11 protein-coding genes and 2 tRNA genes are annotated in these 14,969 nt (G+C 60.1%); 11 read left to right on the top strand and 2 right to left on the bottom strand.

Annotated elements, in window-relative coordinates; translation table 11 throughout:
* Positions 1-4 precede the first annotated feature (4 nt).
* From MCB86_RS11915 to MCB86_RS11875, 9 genes are all read left to right on the top strand, one after another.
* Positions 5-1,432, top strand: a complete 1,428-nt coding sequence (locus MCB86_RS11915; RefSeq protein ID WP_230623571.1) for an N-acetylmuramoyl-L-alanine amidase — start codon at positions 5-7, stop codon at positions 1,430-1,432.
* A complete protein-coding gene (gene mutL, locus MCB86_RS11910; RefSeq protein WP_239611075.1) occupies positions 1,429-3,306 on the top strand; it encodes a DNA mismatch repair endonuclease MutL in 1,878 nt (625 codons plus the stop codon). Before MCB86_RS11915 ends, mutL begins: the two co-directional genes overlap by 4 nt.
* Before the next feature lie 73 nt (positions 3,307-3,379).
* A complete protein-coding gene (gene miaA, locus MCB86_RS11905; protein WP_045160741.1) occupies positions 3,380-4,351 on the top strand; it encodes a tRNA (adenosine(37)-N6)-dimethylallyltransferase MiaA in 972 nt (323 codons plus the stop codon).
* A gap of 90 nt (positions 4,352-4,441) precedes the next feature.
* Entirely contained in the window at positions 4,442-4,696 is a 255-nt protein-coding gene (gene hfq / locus MCB86_RS11900) for an RNA chaperone Hfq (protein ID WP_021206763.1), read from the top strand.
* Between the two features lie 12 nt (positions 4,697-4,708).
* Positions 4,709-6,010, top strand: coding sequence for a ribosome rescue GTPase HflX (gene hflX / locus MCB86_RS11895; RefSeq protein ID WP_239611074.1), 1,302 nt, complete (start codon positions 4,709-4,711; stop codon positions 6,008-6,010).
* 98 nt (positions 6,011-6,108) lie between these two features.
* Positions 6,109-7,290: an FtsH protease activity modulator HflK gene (gene hflK, locus MCB86_RS11890; RefSeq protein ID WP_045160744.1), complete on the top strand. Its 1,182-nt coding sequence runs from the start codon at positions 6,109-6,111 to the stop codon at positions 7,288-7,290.
* Positions 7,290-8,162, top strand: coding sequence for a protease modulator HflC (gene hflC, locus MCB86_RS11885; protein WP_045160745.1), 873 nt, complete (start codon positions 7,290-7,292; stop codon positions 8,160-8,162). Before hflK ends, hflC begins: the two co-directional genes overlap by 1 nt.
* A 278-nt stretch (positions 8,163-8,440) precedes the next feature.
* Complete coding sequence (locus MCB86_RS11880; RefSeq protein WP_239611073.1) at positions 8,441-9,628, top strand: ATP phosphoribosyltransferase regulatory subunit; 1,188 nt, start codon at positions 8,441-8,443, stop codon at positions 9,626-9,628.
* 84 nt (positions 9,629-9,712) lie between these two features.
* Positions 9,713-11,008 carry an adenylosuccinate synthase gene (locus MCB86_RS11875; protein WP_239611072.1) on the top strand — a complete coding sequence of 432 codons (1,296 nt, stop codon included), beginning with the start codon at positions 9,713-9,715 and terminating at the stop codon, positions 11,006-11,008.
* Between the two features lie 139 nt (positions 11,009-11,147).
* Here the strand turns inward: MCB86_RS11875 and MCB86_RS11870 are convergent.
* Positions 11,148-11,234 (bottom strand) — tRNA-Leu (locus MCB86_RS11870).
* A 105-nt stretch (positions 11,235-11,339) separates the two neighbouring features.
* Positions 11,340-11,426 (bottom strand) — tRNA-Leu (locus MCB86_RS11865).
* A gap of 204 nt (positions 11,427-11,630) precedes the next feature.
* Between MCB86_RS11865 and rnr the strand changes: the two genes are divergently transcribed.
* Complete coding sequence (gene rnr / locus MCB86_RS11860) at positions 11,631-14,156, top strand: ribonuclease R (RefSeq protein ID WP_045160748.1); 2,526 nt, start codon at positions 11,631-11,633, stop codon at positions 14,154-14,156.
* Complete coding sequence (rlmB, locus tag MCB86_RS11855) at positions 14,153-14,902, top strand: 23S rRNA (guanosine(2251)-2'-O)-methyltransferase RlmB (protein WP_045160749.1); 750 nt, start codon at positions 14,153-14,155, stop codon at positions 14,900-14,902. The genes rnr and rlmB overlap by 4 nt, the downstream gene beginning before the upstream one ends.
* The last annotated feature ends 67 nt before the right edge of the window (positions 14,903-14,969 follow it).

The following is a 14,969-nucleotide window of genomic DNA, read 5'->3' as shown; positions in this document are numbered from 1 at the left end:
TAACATGGGGTTGGGTATGCGCATGCGCGCGCTGGTAAGTGGTTTGGCATTGATGCTCGCGGCCGTGCAGGCCCTGGCTGCTTCCGACGTGCAGAGCGTGCGTTTGTGGCGGGCGCCGGATAATACGCGTCTGGTATTCGATCTCTCCGGTCCGGTAAAGCACAGCGTGTTCACCCTGACGGCGCCGGATCGCATTGTGATCGACGTCGATGGCGGTAATCTGCCCAAGCCGTTCGAGCAGTTGCCACTGGAAAAAACGCCCATCTCCGGGCTGCGTGCGGCCAAGTACGATGCCGATACGTTGCGGGTGGTTATCGACCTCTCTGCTCAGGTGACGCCCAAGAGTTTTACCCTGACCCCGAATCAGCAGTACGGTCATCGGCTCGTAGTCGATCTGTACGATGAGGGCGCCGACCCGTCCGCAACCGCAGACGTGCCGGCGACGACCACGCCGAGCACACCCGCCGCGCCCGTATCACCAACCTTGCCGTCGCTCAGTTTGCCGTCGCTGCCAAGCAGCAAGCGTGACATCGTGATCGCTATCGATGCCGGCCATGGCGGCGAGGATCCAGGGGCGATCGGCCCGGGTAAGATCTACGAGAAGAACGTGGTGCTGCAGATTTCCAAGGAGTTGCAACGCCAGATCAACGCCGAAAAGGGCTTCCGCGCCGAACTGGTACGCACGGGGGACTACTTCATTCCGCTGCGCAAACGCACCGAGATTGCCCGCAAGAAGGGCGCCGATCTGTTCGTCTCGATACACGCCGATGCGGCGCCTCGTTCGTCCGCCTATGGTGCCTCGGTGTTCGCCCTGTCGGATCGAGGCGCTACCTCGGAAACCGCACGTTGGCTAGCTGACAGCGAAAACCGTTCGGATCTGATTGGCGGCGCCGGTAATGTCAGCTTGGGAGACAAGGATCAGATGCTCGCTGGCGTGCTGCTGGATCTATCGATGACGGCCTCGCTCTCATCCAGCCTCAACATTGGGCAAAAGGTCTTGAGCAATATGGGACGTATCACGCCGTTGCACAAAAGCCGAGTGGAGCAGGCTGGATTCATGGTGCTGAAATCTCCGGACATTCCTTCAATCCTGGTGGAAACCGGCTTCATCTCCAACCCGTCCGAAGCGCGCAAACTGCAAACCTCCGCCCATCAACAATCGCTGGCACGCTCGATTCGCAGTGGTGTGCGGCAGTTCTTCCAGGAAAACCCGCCCCCCGGAACCTACATCGCCTGGATGCGGGACTCAGGCAAGATCGCCAGTGCGCCTCGCGAACACGTGGTTCGCTCCGGTGAAAGCCTGGCGCTGCTTGCCGAGCGCTATCAGATCAGCCTGTCGGCGCTGCGCAGTGCCAACAGCCTGAAGAGCGACGTGATCAAAATCGGTCAGACTCTGACGATTCCAGCCACCACCCTGGCGGCCCAGCCATGACCGAGGCGGCGCGTATCCAGTTGCTCAATCCGCGGCTGGCGAATCAGATTGCGGCGGGGGAAGTGGTTGAGCGACCCGCTTCGGTTATCAAGGAACTGCTGGAAAACAGCCTCGATTCGGGCGCCTCACGTATCGAGGTGGATGTCGAACAAGGCGGGGTGAAATTGCTTCGCGTGCGTGACGATGGCTGTGGGATTCCCGCCGACGACTTGCCGCTGGCGCTGGCCCGGCATGCGACCAGCAAGATTCGCGATCTTGAAGACTTGGAGCGGGTGATGAGCCTGGGCTTCCGGGGCGAGGCGCTGGCGTCGATCAGTTCGGTGTCGCGTTTGACGCTCACGTCTCGTACCGCTGACGCCGCCGAGGCCTGGCAGGTCGAAACCGAAGGTCGCGACATGGAAGCTCGTGTCCAGCCAGCGGCGCATCCGGTTGGTACGTCCGTCGAAGTGCGCGACCTGTTCTTCAATACGCCGGCCCGCCGCAAGTTCCTGCGCACCGAGAAGACCGAGTTCGACCATTTGCAGGAAGTGATCAAGCGACTGGCTTTGGCGCGCTTCGACGTGGCCTTCCATTTGCGCCACAACGGCAAGGTGGTGCTTGCGCTGCATCAGGCCTGCGATGCCGCATCGCGGGCACGGCGTGTGGCGTCGGTGTGCGGTCCAGCCTTTCTCGAGCAGGCGCTGCCCGTGGAAATCGAGCGCAACGGCTTGCATCTTTGGGGCTGGGTCGGTTTGCCGACATTTTCGCGCAGCCAGGCGGATCTGCAGTATTTCTACGTCAACGGACGCATGGTCCGTGACAAGCTGGTCGCCCATGCCGTGCGGCAGGCGTACCGCGACGTGTTGTTCAATGGTCGTCATCCAACCTTCGTGCTGTTTCTCGATGTCGATCCGGCAGTGGTGGATGTCAATGTCCACCCGACTAAACACGAGGTGCGTTTCCGCGATAACCGCATGGTGCACGACTTCCTGTACGGCACTTTGCACCGCGCGCTCGGTGATGTGCGTCCGGAAGATCAGCTCGCTGCGCCGACCAGCGCTGCGCCGGTCGCCCAGGTCAGCGGTCTGGCCGCCGGGGAATTCGCCGGGCAGAACGAAATGAGTCTCGCCGCCAGCGTGCTCGAGCAGCCGCAGGGCGAACAGCCAGCTTGGCGAGGGGCCGGTGCCGGCTATCAGTCACCCCGGCCAATGCCGGTGGGGAATGTTGCCGAAGCTCAGGGCGCCTATCGGGAGTTCTTTTCGCCACTGGCCGAAGTCGGTCCGGCGGCGTTGCCGGAGAGTCAGCACGATATTCCGCCGTTGGGCTATGCGCTGGCCCAGCTCAAGGGCATCTACATTCTGGCGGAGAATGCGCAGGGGCTGGTGCTGGTGGATATGCACGCCGCTCACGAGCGGATCATGTATGAGCGGCTGAAAACCGCGATGGCCAGTGAGGGTTTGCGAGGGCAACCATTATTGGTGCCCGAGTCGATCGCAGTTGCCCAGCGAGAGGCTGACTGTGCCGAGGAGCACGCTCACTGGTTTAAGATGCTCGGTTTCGAGCTGCAGCGACTGGGGCCGGAAAGCCTGGCGATTCGCCAGATCCCTTCGTTGCTCAAGCAAGCCGAAGCGACGCGACTGGTTCAGGATGTGCTCGCTGATCTGCTGGAATACGGCACCAGTGACCGCATTCAGGCGCATCTCAACGAGTTGCTGGGCACCATGGCCTGCCACGGGGCGGTTCGAGCCAACCGGCGCCTTACCCTGCCGGAGATGAATGGTCTGTTGCGCGATATGGAGCAGACCGAGCGCAGCGGTCAGTGCAATCATGGTCGCCCGACTTGGACCCAGATGGGTATGAGTGAGCTGGACAAGCTGTTCCTCAGGGGGCGGTAAGTTCTATTCGCCAGCCTCGCGGTTACATCGGTTGCGCGTTGCGTAGCCAAATCACCTTCCTCTCGAGCTCTCGATGTCCCAACTGCCTCCCGCCATTTTCCTCATGGGTCCCACTGCCGCAGGCAAGACCGATCTCGCAATGGAGCTTGCTAGACAGTTGCCCTGTGATCTGATCAGTGTGGATTCGGCGCTGGTATATAGGGGCATGGATATCGGCACCGCCAAGCCCTCGACAGAGCTGCTGCAGGCGTTTCCCCACCGGTTGATCGACATTCGTGATCCGGCGCAGAGCTACTCGGCGGCCGATTTTGTCGGTGACGCACTGGCCGCGATGGCGGAAAGTACCGCGGCAGGGCGTATCCCGCTGCTGGTTGGCGGCACCATGCTGTATTTCAAGGCGTTGAGCGAAGGCCTCGCCGATATGCCCGCTGCCGACGCATCGGTGCGCGCCGAGCTGGAAGCGCAGGCGGAGGCCGAGGGGCTGGCGGCGCTTCATCGGCAGTTGGCAGAAGTCGACCCGGAGTCTGCGGCGCGGATTCATCCCAACGACCCTCAGCGTCTGATCAGGGCGCTTGAGGTCTACCGAGTCAGCGGTATCAACATGAGTGAGCACCGTGCCCGACAAAGGTTGCAAAAAGCTGGAGCAGGCACGCCAGACGGCTGCGTCTTGCCTTATACTGTCGCGCAGTTGTCCGTTGCGCCCGCGCAGCGACAGGTCTTGCACGAGCGTATCGAACAACGCTTCGTGGCGATGGTTGAACAGGGCTTTGTCGAGGAGGTCGAAACCCTTCGTAGGCGTGGCGATCTGCATCCCGAACTGCCTTCCATGCGCGCCGTAGGCTATCGTCAGGTCTGGAGTTATCTGGACGGTGCCTATTCGCGAGAGGAAATGGTTCAGCGCGGCGTCATCGCCACCCGGCAACTGGCTAAGCGTCAATTGACTTGGTTGCGGGGGTGGGAGGGGGTTCACTGGTTGGAAAGTTCGGCCTGCGACAATCTGCCGCGAGCATTGAAATACTTGAAGACGCTCACCATATTGAGCTGACACTGCAATTCGACCGGCTATTCTCAAATCACTGATCGGCCGTGTTTGATTCTAAAAATTAATGAAAAGATCCTTTAAGGAGTGCGGCACATGTCAAAAGGGCATTCGCTACAAGACCCTTACCTGAACACTTTGCGTAAGGAACGCGTTCCGGTTTCCATCTACCTGGTCAATGGCATCAAGCTCCAGGGTCAGATCGAGTCATTCGACCAATTCGTTATCCTCTTGAAGAACACCGTTAGTCAGATGGTCTACAAGCACGCTATCTCGACCGTCGTTCCTGGCCGTCCGGTGCGCCTGCCTGCAGCCGGCGATGCGGAGCAGTCAGAGTCGGGTAACGACTAAAGGGGGCCTTCATTGTTCTTCGAACGTCCCGATGGTGGTGAGCGGGCTATCCTGGTTCATCTGGATGGTCAGGATCCAGCGGCGCGTGAAGACCCTCAGGAGTTTCGGGAGCTGGCACGCTCAGCGGGCGCCGAAACTGTCGGTTTCGTCAATGTGGCCAGGCATCAACCTTCCGCCAAGTTTTTGATCGGTAGCGGCAAGGTCGAGGAGTTGCACGATCTCGTCAAGGATGGCGAGGTCGAGTTGGTCATCTTTAATCACATTCTGACACCCAGTCAGGAGCGCAATCTCGAACGTGCGCTCGAGTGCCGCGTGCTCGATCGAACCGGTTTGATTCTGGATATCTTTGCCCAGCGTGCACGGACGCACGAAGGTAAGCTGCAGGTCGAGTTGGCTCAGCTGGAACATATGAGCACGCGCCTGGTACGTGGTTGGACTCACCTTGAACGGCAGAAGGGTGGTATCGGTCTGCGTGGCCCGGGCGAGACCCAGTTGGAAACAGACCGTCGCCTGTTGCGCGTGCGTATCCGTCAGATCAAACAGCGCCTGGAAAAGGTACGTGGCCAGCGTGAGCAGGCTCGCCGGGGGCGCCGCCGTGCGGATATTCCGCTGATATCCCTGGTGGGCTATACCAACGCCGGCAAGTCTACGTTGTTCAATGCGTTGACCGAATCCGACGTCTACGCTGCCAACCAGTTGTTCGCCACGCTCGATCCGACCTTGCGTCGTCTGGAGCTGGGCGACCTGGGGCCGGTAGTGCTTGCCGATACGGTGGGCTTCATTCGCCACCTGCCGCACAAACTGGTCGAATCCTTCCGGGCCACACTCGAAGAGTCGAGCAATGCTGATCTGCTGCTGCATGTCATCGATGCGCATGAGCCCGAGCGCGATCAGCAGATCGAGCAGGTGCTGGCGGTGCTGACCGAGATCGGCGCAAATGAGCTGCCGATTTTGGAGGTCTACAACAAGGTGGATCTGCTGGAAGGTATCGAGCCGCAGATCCAACGCAACGCTGACGGTGTGCCGCAGCGGGTCTGGGTGTCGGCACAGAAGGGGCTGGGCCTCGATCTGCTGAAGCAAGCCGTCGCCGAATTGCTCGGCAATGATTTATTCGTGGGCACGCTTCGACTTCCGCAGCACCTTGGGCGGCTGCGAGCGCAATTGTTCGACTTGGGAGCGGTGCAGTCCGAGTCCCATGACGACGAGGGTGGCAGCCTGCTTGACGTACGACTACAGCGAGTCGAGCTGCACCGCCTGATAAGCCGAGCAGGCCTCGAGGTGGAGCAGTTCTTCGAACAACACACTTTGCAATAAAGCTCGGGGGGCTTTTGAGCCGTTCGTTCCGGGCTTTCGGTAGCATTGGCGGGCGTGCCGTTTGGCGCGTCTTTAGCTTTATTTGAATGGAGAGCGCTATGGCTTGGAATGAGCCGGGTGGCAACTCGAACAACCAGGATCCCTGGGGTAGCGGTGGCGGTGGTCGTCGCGGCGGTGGCGATCAGAAAGGTCCGCCGGACCTGGATGAAGCTTTCCGTAAATTACAGGACAGCCTCAATGGCATGTTCGGTGGCAAGAAGCGTAGCGGCGGTTCCTCAGGTGGCGGTGCCGGGCGGCGTGGCGGGTTCGGGCTGGTCTGGGTCGGTCTGGTGCTGCTGCTCGCCGTCTGGCTGTTCAACGCGATCTATATCGTCGATGAGCAGGAGCAAGCTGTGGTATTGCGCTTCGGTAAGTATCACGAAACCGTAGGGCCGGGTTTGAACATCTATTTCCCGCCGTTCGATCGTAAGTTCCAGGCCAATGTCACCCGTGAGCGCTCCTACAGCAAGCAGGGGCAGATGCTCACCGAAGATGAGAACATCATCGAAGTGCCACTGACCGTGCAGTACAAGATCAGCGACCTGCAGGCCTTTGTGCTCAACGTTGAAGATCCGGAGGCCTCTTTGCAGCACGCGACCGACAGTGCCGTGCGCCACGTGGTGGGCTCGACGGCCATGGATCAGGTGCTGACCGAGGGTCGTGAGGCCATGGCGGGTGAGGTGAAGGAACGCCTGCAGCGCTTCCTCGATAACTACGGCACCGGCATCATCGTCACGCAGGTCAACCTCCAAAGCGCGGCGGCACCGCGTGAAGTGCAGGAAGCATTCGATGATGTGATCCGTGCGCGTGAAGACGAGCAGCGCGAGAAGAATCAGGCCGAGTCCTATGCCAACGGCGTCATCCCTGAAGCGCGCGGCCAGGCTCAGCGCATGCTGGAAGAGGCCAGTGGCTACCGCGATGCGGTGATCTCACGTGCTCAGGGTGAGGCGGATCGCTTCTCCAAACTGGTTGCCGAATACCGCAAGGCCCCGGACGTCACGCGTGAACGCCTCTACTTGGAAACCATGCAAGAGCTCATGAGCAATACCAGCAAGGTTCTCGTAACTGGTGAGAAGGGCCAGAACAATCTGCTCTATCTGCCGCTGGATAAGATGATCAACAGCCGTGGCGCTTCTTCCGAGCGTTCTGCTGCGACATCCTCTTCGGGCGCTTCGACTCAAACCACACGACTGCCTCCGGAGCTGGATCCGCGTGAAGTGCGTACAAGGGAGGTCCGCTAATGAGCAATAAATCCCTGACCGCCCTGATTGTGGGTGTGGTGCTGGCGATCGTGCTGTGGAACAGCTTTTACATCGTCTCCCAAACTGAGCGTGCGGTGATGTTGCGCTTCGGTCGTATCGTCGAGCCCGATGTTAAGCCAGGGCTGCACTTGAAGATCCCGTACGTGAACAGCGTGCGCAAGTTCGACGCGCGCCTGATGACGCTCGATACCAGTACGGCGCGCTTCCTGACGCTGGAAAAGAAAGCGTTGATGGTCGACTCCTACGCCAAGTGGCGTGTGGATGATGCCGAGCGCTTCTATACCGCAACGTCCGGTATGAAGCAGATCGCCGATGAGCGACTGGCGCGGCGACTAGAGGCTGCGTTGCGAGACCAGTTCGGTAAGCGAACCCTGCACGAGTCGGTGTCGGGGCAGCGCGATGAGCTGATGAGTCTGGTGACCAACAGCTTGAATCGTGCGGCTCAGCAAGAGCTTGGTATCGAAGTGGTGGATGTTCGCGTCAAGGGCATCGATCTTCCTCGCGAAGTGAATCGCAGCGTGTTCGAGCGCATGAGCTCCGAGCGTGAGCGTGAAGCGCGCGAGCATCGGGCCAAAGGTAAGGAGCTGGCTGAAGGCATTCGCGCTGATGCTGATCGTCAGCGTCGCGTTCTGCTGGCCGAGGCGTTCCGCGAGGCCGAGGAGCTGCGCGGTGATGGTGATGCGCAGGCGGCAGCCATTTATGCCGCGGCGTATGGCCAGGATCGGGAGTTCTACTCCTTCCATCGCAGTCTGCAGGCCTATCGCGAAAGCTTCGCCAACAAGGAAGACGTGCTGGTACTGGATCCACAGAGTGATTTTTTCCGCTACCTGGAATCCTCGACGGCCCAGTGATCCTGAGGTCCCCGGTAGGACGATATCGTCCACCGGGTGACCCGTTGGCGAAACATTGTTATGATCCGCGAGCCGGGGAGAACCCGGCTTTTTTGCGTCTGCGCCCCAGTGGAAGGCAGACGGACCCTTGCATGGTTAGCCATGCTAATCCCCTTGCGGGGCGTGGCGCTGTCGCCATGGTTCGAACACAATCGCACGCGACCGATGGGCGGCTCAGGCTGTAGCCCCGGTGTTCGTCTGCTTGACTAGGCTTGCCGTATCGAGAGGTGATTGGCGAAATGGCAACGGTAGACCGCTGGCTCCTGCCAGATGGCATCGAAGAGGTGCTGCCGCCCGAGGCGGCGCGTATCGAAACCGCGCGACGTCGCGTGCTGGATCTGTTCCAGCGCTGGGGCTACGAGTTGGTCATCACTCCACATGTGGAGTTTCTCGAGTCACTGCTTACCGGCGCGGGGCAGGATCTTGATCTCAAGACGTTCAAGGTCATCGATCCGTTGTCGGGCCGACAAATGGGTTTGCGCGCCGACATCACACCGCAGGTGGCGCGTGTGGATGCGCACACTTTGCGCCGCGAAGGTCCCAGCCGCCTGTGCTACGCCGGCAGCGTGCTGCACGCCAAGCCGCAAGCGCTCGCTACTTCCCGTAGCCCGATCCAGCTGGGCGCCGAGCTTTACGGTGACAGCAGCACCTCCAGTGATCTCGAGGTGATCAGCTTGATGCTGGAAACCCTTGGGCTCGCCGATGTGCCTGATGTGCATATGGACCTGGGGCACGTAGGCATCTATCGCGGGCTGGCGCGTGCGGCGGGCTTGTCTGGGGATGTCGAGCAGCGCCTGTTCGATGCGCTACAGCGCAAGGCGATGGACGAGATCGCGGCGCTGACGGCCGATGTAGAGCCGGCGCTCGCGAGCATGCTGCGCGCGCTTGCGCGACTCTGTGGCGGGCGTGAGACATTGGATGCTGCGCGTGCTGCTCTGGCTGGTGCGCCAGCCGTGGTGCGCGAAGCGCTCGAGGGTCTCGTTCAGATCGCCGACCAGCTTGCGTTGCGGTATCCGGCTCTCCCGCTGTATTTCGATCTGGGTGAGCTTCGGGGCTATCACTATCACACCGGAGTGGTGTTTGCGGTGTTCGTACCGGGTGTCGGACAGTCGATCGCTCAGGGCGGTCGTTATGATGATATTGGCGCGGACTTCGGGCGGGCACGTCCTGCGACTGGCTTTTCGACGGATTTGAAGACCTTGGTCAGTCTAGGTAACGCCGAGCTCATGACTCCCGTCGTGGGTATATGGGCACCCCACAGCGCCGACCCTGCGTTATGGCAGACAATCTGCCGTCTGCGCGAGCAGGGTGAGCGCGTGGTGCAGGCCCTCGATGGTCAGCAGGGTGACGCGGCCATAAGCGTTGGTTGCGACCGGCAGCTACTGTTGCAAGAAGGTTCCTGGACGATAACGCCGCTGGCTCGCTGATGTGGGCTGCGCAAATGCGCCAGGCAGGTTTCCAGATTTTTTCGCCGGTCGTAACCGGCATGCTTCGCCAAGAGGACAAGGTTTATGGGTAAGAATGTCGTGGTCCTGGGCACCCAGTGGGGTGATGAGGGCAAGGGCAAGATCGTCGATCTGCTGACCGACCAGGCAGCAGCCGTGGTTCGTTTCCAGGGCGGCCACAATGCCGGTCATACCCTGGTCATCGATGGTGAAAAAACCGTTTTGCATCTTATTCCTTCGGGCATCTTGCGTGAAAACGTTCAATGTCTGATCGGCAACGGTGTGGTCGTCGCGCCGGATGCGTTGATGCGTGAGATTACCAAGCTGGAAGAAAAGGGCGTACCGGTGCGTGAGCGTCTGCGTATCAGTCCTGCCTGTACGCTGATCCTGCCGTATCACGTGGCGCTGGATCAGGCGCGCGAAGCCTCGCGTTCCGAAGGCAAGATCGGCACCACGGGCCGTGGCATCGGTCCTGCGTACGAGGACAAGGTGGCTCGTCGCGGGTTGCGTATCGGTGATCTATTCAACCCCGAGCGCTTTGCAGTGAAGCTGCGTGAGCTGCTCGAATATCACAACTTCATCCTGCAGAACTTCTACAAGGTCGAGCCCGTCGATTTCCAGAAGACGCTGGATGAGGCACTGGGCTACGCCGAAATACTCAAGCCGATGATGACCGACGTGTCGGCTCGTCTGCATGAGCTGCGCAAGCAGGGCGCGCGTATCATGTTCGAGGGCGCCCAGGGTTCGTTGCTCGACATCGACCACGGTACCTATCCGTACGTGACCAGCTCCAGCACCACGGCCGGTGGAGCCTCGACAGGCTCTGGCTTCGGTCCGCTGTACCTGGACTACGTGCTCGGCATTACCAAGGCCTACACGACCCGTGTCGGCTCCGGTCCGTTTCCGACTGAGCTGTTCGATGACGTGGGAGCGCGTCTGGCGGAGCGTGGTCACGAGTTCGGCTCTACAACCGGGCGTGCACGGCGTTGCGGCTGGTTTGACGCGGTGATTCTGCGTCGTGCCATCGAGATCAACAGTGTGTCGGGCATCTGCTTGACCAAGCTAGATGTGCTCGATGGGTTGGAAACCATTCGGATCTGCGTCGCATACAAGGATCGCAACGGTGAACTGCTGGTGGATGCGCCGACTGATGCGGATAGCTACCAAGGCCTGCAGCCAGTCTATGAAGAGCTGCCGGGCTGGTCTGAATCCACGGTTGGCTTGAAGTCGCTGGAAGAGCTGCCGGCCAATGCTCGTGCTTATATCAAACGTATAGAAGAGCTGGTCGAGGCGCCGATCGATATCATTTCGACCGGTCCGGATCGTAACGAGACGATTGTGCTGCGCCACCCATACGCCTGATCGACTACAGCAGAGGAGGCCGCCTTCGGGCGGCCTTTTTCGTTAGGTTGGCGCCCGGCCTGAGGCTCGCTATGGAAGGTTGAGCGATTGACAGGCAGAAACGAAAAAACCGAGCCAGTGGCTCGGTTTTTCTGAAGAGTGGTGCCCAGGAGAAGACTCGAACTTCCACGATGTTGCCATCGCTAGGACCTGAACCTAGTGCGTCTACCAATTCCGCCACCTGGGCACATTGCGACAATTGCTCATCGACTTTGTTTGTCGGTTGCTGGTCGAGGTCGACAGCCTCGTGTCTATGAGATGCTTGCGAAACGCAAGAATTTCATCAAATAAATGGTGCCCAGGAGAAGACTCGAACTTCCACGGTGTTGCCACCGCTAGGACCTGAACCTAGTGCGTCTACCAATTCCGCCACCTGGGCACTGCAAACGATGATACTTCATCGTTTCCGTGTTACAACGTCTACCAGACATTGTGGGCGCGAACTATACGGGCGAGGTTATGCCTTGTAAAGCCCCGCACAGGAAAAATAATTCGCTCGAAACGTGCCGCCGGCATGCGTTTCGCGCTTCAATAGATATAGGGCGTTCTGCCTCTATAAATGAATGAAAGGTGACATCTCTTAATGTCCGATTGGCAATCCCTCGACCCCGAGGCCGCACGTGAAGCGGAAAAGTACGAAAACCCCATTCCAAGTCGCGAGCTGATTCTCCAGCACCTGAGTGAGCGCGGCTCGCCAGCGGCGCGTGAGGAACTGGTGGAAGAGTTCGGATTATCCTCCGAAGATGATATCGAGGCTCTACGCCGCCGTTTGCGTGCGATGGAGCGAGACGGGCAGCTGATCTATACCCGGCGTGGCACCTATGCCCCGGTGGATAAGCTGGACCTGGTTTGTGGCCGCGTCAGCGGTCATCGTGACGGCTTCGGTTTTTTGATTCCCGACGATGGCAGTGATGATCTGTTTCTGAGTCCAGCGCAGATGCGTCTGGTCTTCGATGGCGATCGCTGCCTGGCGCGAGTTGCCGGGCTCGATCGTCGTGGCCGCCGCGAAGGCGCCATCGTCGAGGTCATCAGCCGTGCTCACGAGACGATCGTAGGTCGTTATCAGGAAGAGAGCGGCATCGGCTTCGTCATGGCTGATAACCCCAAGATTCAGCAGGAAGTTCTGGTGACGCCTGGCCGCTCCATGGAAGCCAAGCCGGGTCAGTTCGTCGAAATCAAGATCACGCATTGGCCAACTCAGCGCTTCCAGCCGCAGGGCGATGTGGTCGAAGTGATCGGCAACTACATGGCGCCGGGCATGGAAATCGACGTCGCCTTGCGTAGCTTCGACATTCCGCATATCTGGCCGGACGCCGTAAAGCGCGAAGCGGCCAAACTCAAACCGGAAGTCGAGGAAAAGGACAAGCAGAAACGCGTGGACCTGCGCCACCTGCCGTTCGTCACCATTGACGGCGAGGATGCGCGTGACTTCGACGACGCCGTCTACTGCGAAAAACTCAGCGGCTGGAAACTGTTTTCCGGTGGGTTCCGCCTGTATGTCGCCATCGCCGACGTGTCGCACTATGTGAAGGTGGGCTCCGCGCTCGATCAGGAAGCCGAAGTGCGTGGCACCTCTGTGTACTTCCCCGAGCGGGTGGTGCCGATGCTGCCCGAAGAGCTGTCCAACGGGCTCTGCTCGCTGAATCCTCACGTCGATCGGTTGGCCATGGTCTGCGAAATCACCCTGAGCAAATCGGGGAAGATGACCGACTATCAGTTTTACGAAGCGGTCATCCACTCCCACGCCCGACTGACCTACAACAAGGTCAGCAGCATGCTGGAACAGCCGACTTCGGCGGAGGGCAAGCGTCTGATCGGTGAGTACGGCGAAGTACTGCCGCACCTCAAGCAACTGTATGCGCTGTACAAGGTATTGCTCAAGGCGCGTCACACACGCGGTGCGATCGACTTCGAAACCCAGGAAACGCGGATCGTGTTCGGTGCCGAACGTAAGATTGCGGCGATCAAACCTACCGAACGCAACGATGCTCACAAGCTGATCGAGGAATGCATGCTATGCGCCAACGTGGCCACAGCACGCTTCCTTCAGGATCACGATATTCCAGGCTTATATCGCGTTCATGATGGCCCGCCACTGGAGCGCCAGGAGAAACTACGGGCCTTCCTAGGTGAACTGGGACTGAGCTTGCACAAGGGTAAGGAAGGGCCGACGCCCAAAGACTATCAGGCGTTGTTGGAGCGCATTCAGGGGCGTCCCGATTTCCATGTGATCCAGACGGTGATGCTGCGGTCGCTCAGCCAGGCTGTCTACAGTCCGGACAACAATGGTCATTTCGGTCTGAACTACGACGCCTATGCGCATTTCACTTCGCCGATCCGCCGCTATCCGGATCTGCTGATCCATCGCGCGATCCGCAGTGTGATTCGGTCACGCCGCGACACCTCACATGTGCGGCGCGAGGGGGCGACCAGCATGCCCAAGGCCCGCATCTATCCGTACGACGAGGCGGCGCTGGAACAGTTGGGTGAGCAGTGCTCGATGACCGAGCGCCGCGCCGACGAGGCAACTCGTGACGTGGTGAACTGGCTCAAGTGCGAGTTCATGAAGGATCGGGTTGGCGAAAGCTTTCCTGGTGTGATCACGGCGGTAACCGGGTTCGGCCTGTTCGTCGAGTTGACCGATATCTATGTCGAAGGCCTGGTGCACGTAACTGCCATGCCTGGCGATTACTATCACTTCGATCCGCTGCACCATCGTCTCTCCGGTGAGCGCAGTGGCCGAAGCTTCCGTCTCGGCGATAGCGTCGAGGTGCGGGTAATGCGCGTCGATCTAGACGAGCGCAAGATCGACTTCGAGTTGATCAGTGGTGGCAGCAAGACCGGGAGTCGCGAATCCGGCTCGGCGGATAACCGCGGCGCCCGTAAAGATACTCGCAGCAAAAAAAGCGCCGAAACTTCGAAAGGGCGTGAGCCGGTCAGTGCCGATGTACGCAAAAGTCGCGAAGTGAAGAAGGCATTATTGTCAGATGCCAAGAGTGGTACGGCGAAGAGCAAGCCCAAGCGCAGTTCAGCGAAGCCCAAGACGTCGGGCAAGCCCTCCTCCAAGCCGGATGGCGGCGCACCGCGCAAGCGTAAGGCCAAGTCATGAGCGATCTGGAAAAAATCTACGGCCTGCATGCCGTAGAGGCCTTGCTGCGTCATCATCCGAAGCGGGTCAAGCAGATCTGGCTGGCTGAGGGGCGTGACGATCCGCGAGTGCAGGCGTTAGTCCAATTGGCCGCACAGTTCAAGGTGCGTGTCGGTCAATGCGAGCGTCGCGAGATGGATGCCTGGGTCGAAGGTGTGCACCAGGGGGTGATCGCCGACGTCAGCCCCAGTCAGGTGTGGGGCGATGCGATGCTTGAAGAGTTGCTGGATCGGACGGAGCGCGCGCCGCTGCTGCTCGTGCTCGATGGTGTCACCGATCCCCACAATCTGGGGGCCTGCCTGCGGACGGCCGATGCGGCCGGTGCGCTGGCTGTAATCGTTCCCAAGGACAAGTCCGCCACCTTGAACGCCACGGTGCGCAAAGTTGCCTGCGGAGCGGCGGAGGTTATTCCACTGGTTGCAGTCACCAACCTCGCCCGAACGCTGGAGAAACTGCAGCAGCGCGGCTTGTGGGTCGTGGGTACGGCCGGCGAAGCCGAGCAGGAAGTCTACGATCAGGATCTCAGTGGCCCCATCGTTCTGGTGATGGGTGCCGAAGGAAAGGGCATGCGGCGCCTGACCCGTGAACACTGTGATTTCCTGGTCCGGCTGCCAATGGCTGGGAGCGTCAGTAGCCTCAATGTCTCTGTCGCCACTGGCGTCTGCTTGTTCGAAGCGCTGCGCCAGCGTCGTTCGGCGACTCGCTGAGGACCAGTGACGGCGCCCTTCCTGCGCCGATCCGCTCTTGAAAGCCGCTCCTCTCGAAACGGATTGT

Source organism: Pseudomonas sp. KSR10, assembly GCF_022355455.1.
GTDB classification, from domain to species: domain Bacteria; phylum Pseudomonadota; class Gammaproteobacteria; order Pseudomonadales; family Pseudomonadaceae; genus Stutzerimonas; species Stutzerimonas stutzeri_E.
The sequence above is the reverse complement of the archived record's forward strand: the minus strand, read 5'-3'. Positions and strand labels throughout refer to the sequence as shown.

Bases quoted from the DNA above. Each gene is read 5' to 3' on its own strand.
- miaA (WP_045160741.1), top strand. From the start codon at position 3,380: ATGTCCCAACTGCCTCCCGCCATTTTCCTCATGGGTCCCACTGCCGCA.
- MCB86_RS11915 (WP_230623571.1), top strand. From the start codon at position 5: ATGGGGTTGGGTATGCGCATGCGCGCGCTGGTAAGTGGTTTGGCATTG.
- rlmB (WP_045160749.1), top strand. From the start codon at position 14,153: ATGAGCGATCTGGAAAAAATCTACGGCCTGCATGCCGTAGAGGCCTTG.
- hflC (WP_045160745.1), top strand. From the start codon at position 7,290: ATGAGCAATAAATCCCTGACCGCCCTGATTGTGGGTGTGGTGCTGGCG.
- rnr (WP_045160748.1), top strand. From the start codon at position 11,631: ATGTCCGATTGGCAATCCCTCGACCCCGAGGCCGCACGTGAAGCGGAA.
- mutL (WP_239611075.1), top strand. From the start codon at position 1,429: ATGACCGAGGCGGCGCGTATCCAGTTGCTCAATCCGCGGCTGGCGAAT.
- hflK (WP_045160744.1), top strand. From the start codon at position 6,109: ATGGCTTGGAATGAGCCGGGTGGCAACTCGAACAACCAGGATCCCTGG.
- MCB86_RS11875 (WP_239611072.1), top strand. From the start codon at position 9,713: ATGGGTAAGAATGTCGTGGTCCTGGGCACCCAGTGGGGTGATGAGGGC.
- hfq (WP_021206763.1), top strand. From the start codon at position 4,442: ATGTCAAAAGGGCATTCGCTACAAGACCCTTACCTGAACACTTTGCGT.
- MCB86_RS11880 (WP_239611073.1), top strand. From the start codon at position 8,441: ATGGCAACGGTAGACCGCTGGCTCCTGCCAGATGGCATCGAAGAGGTG.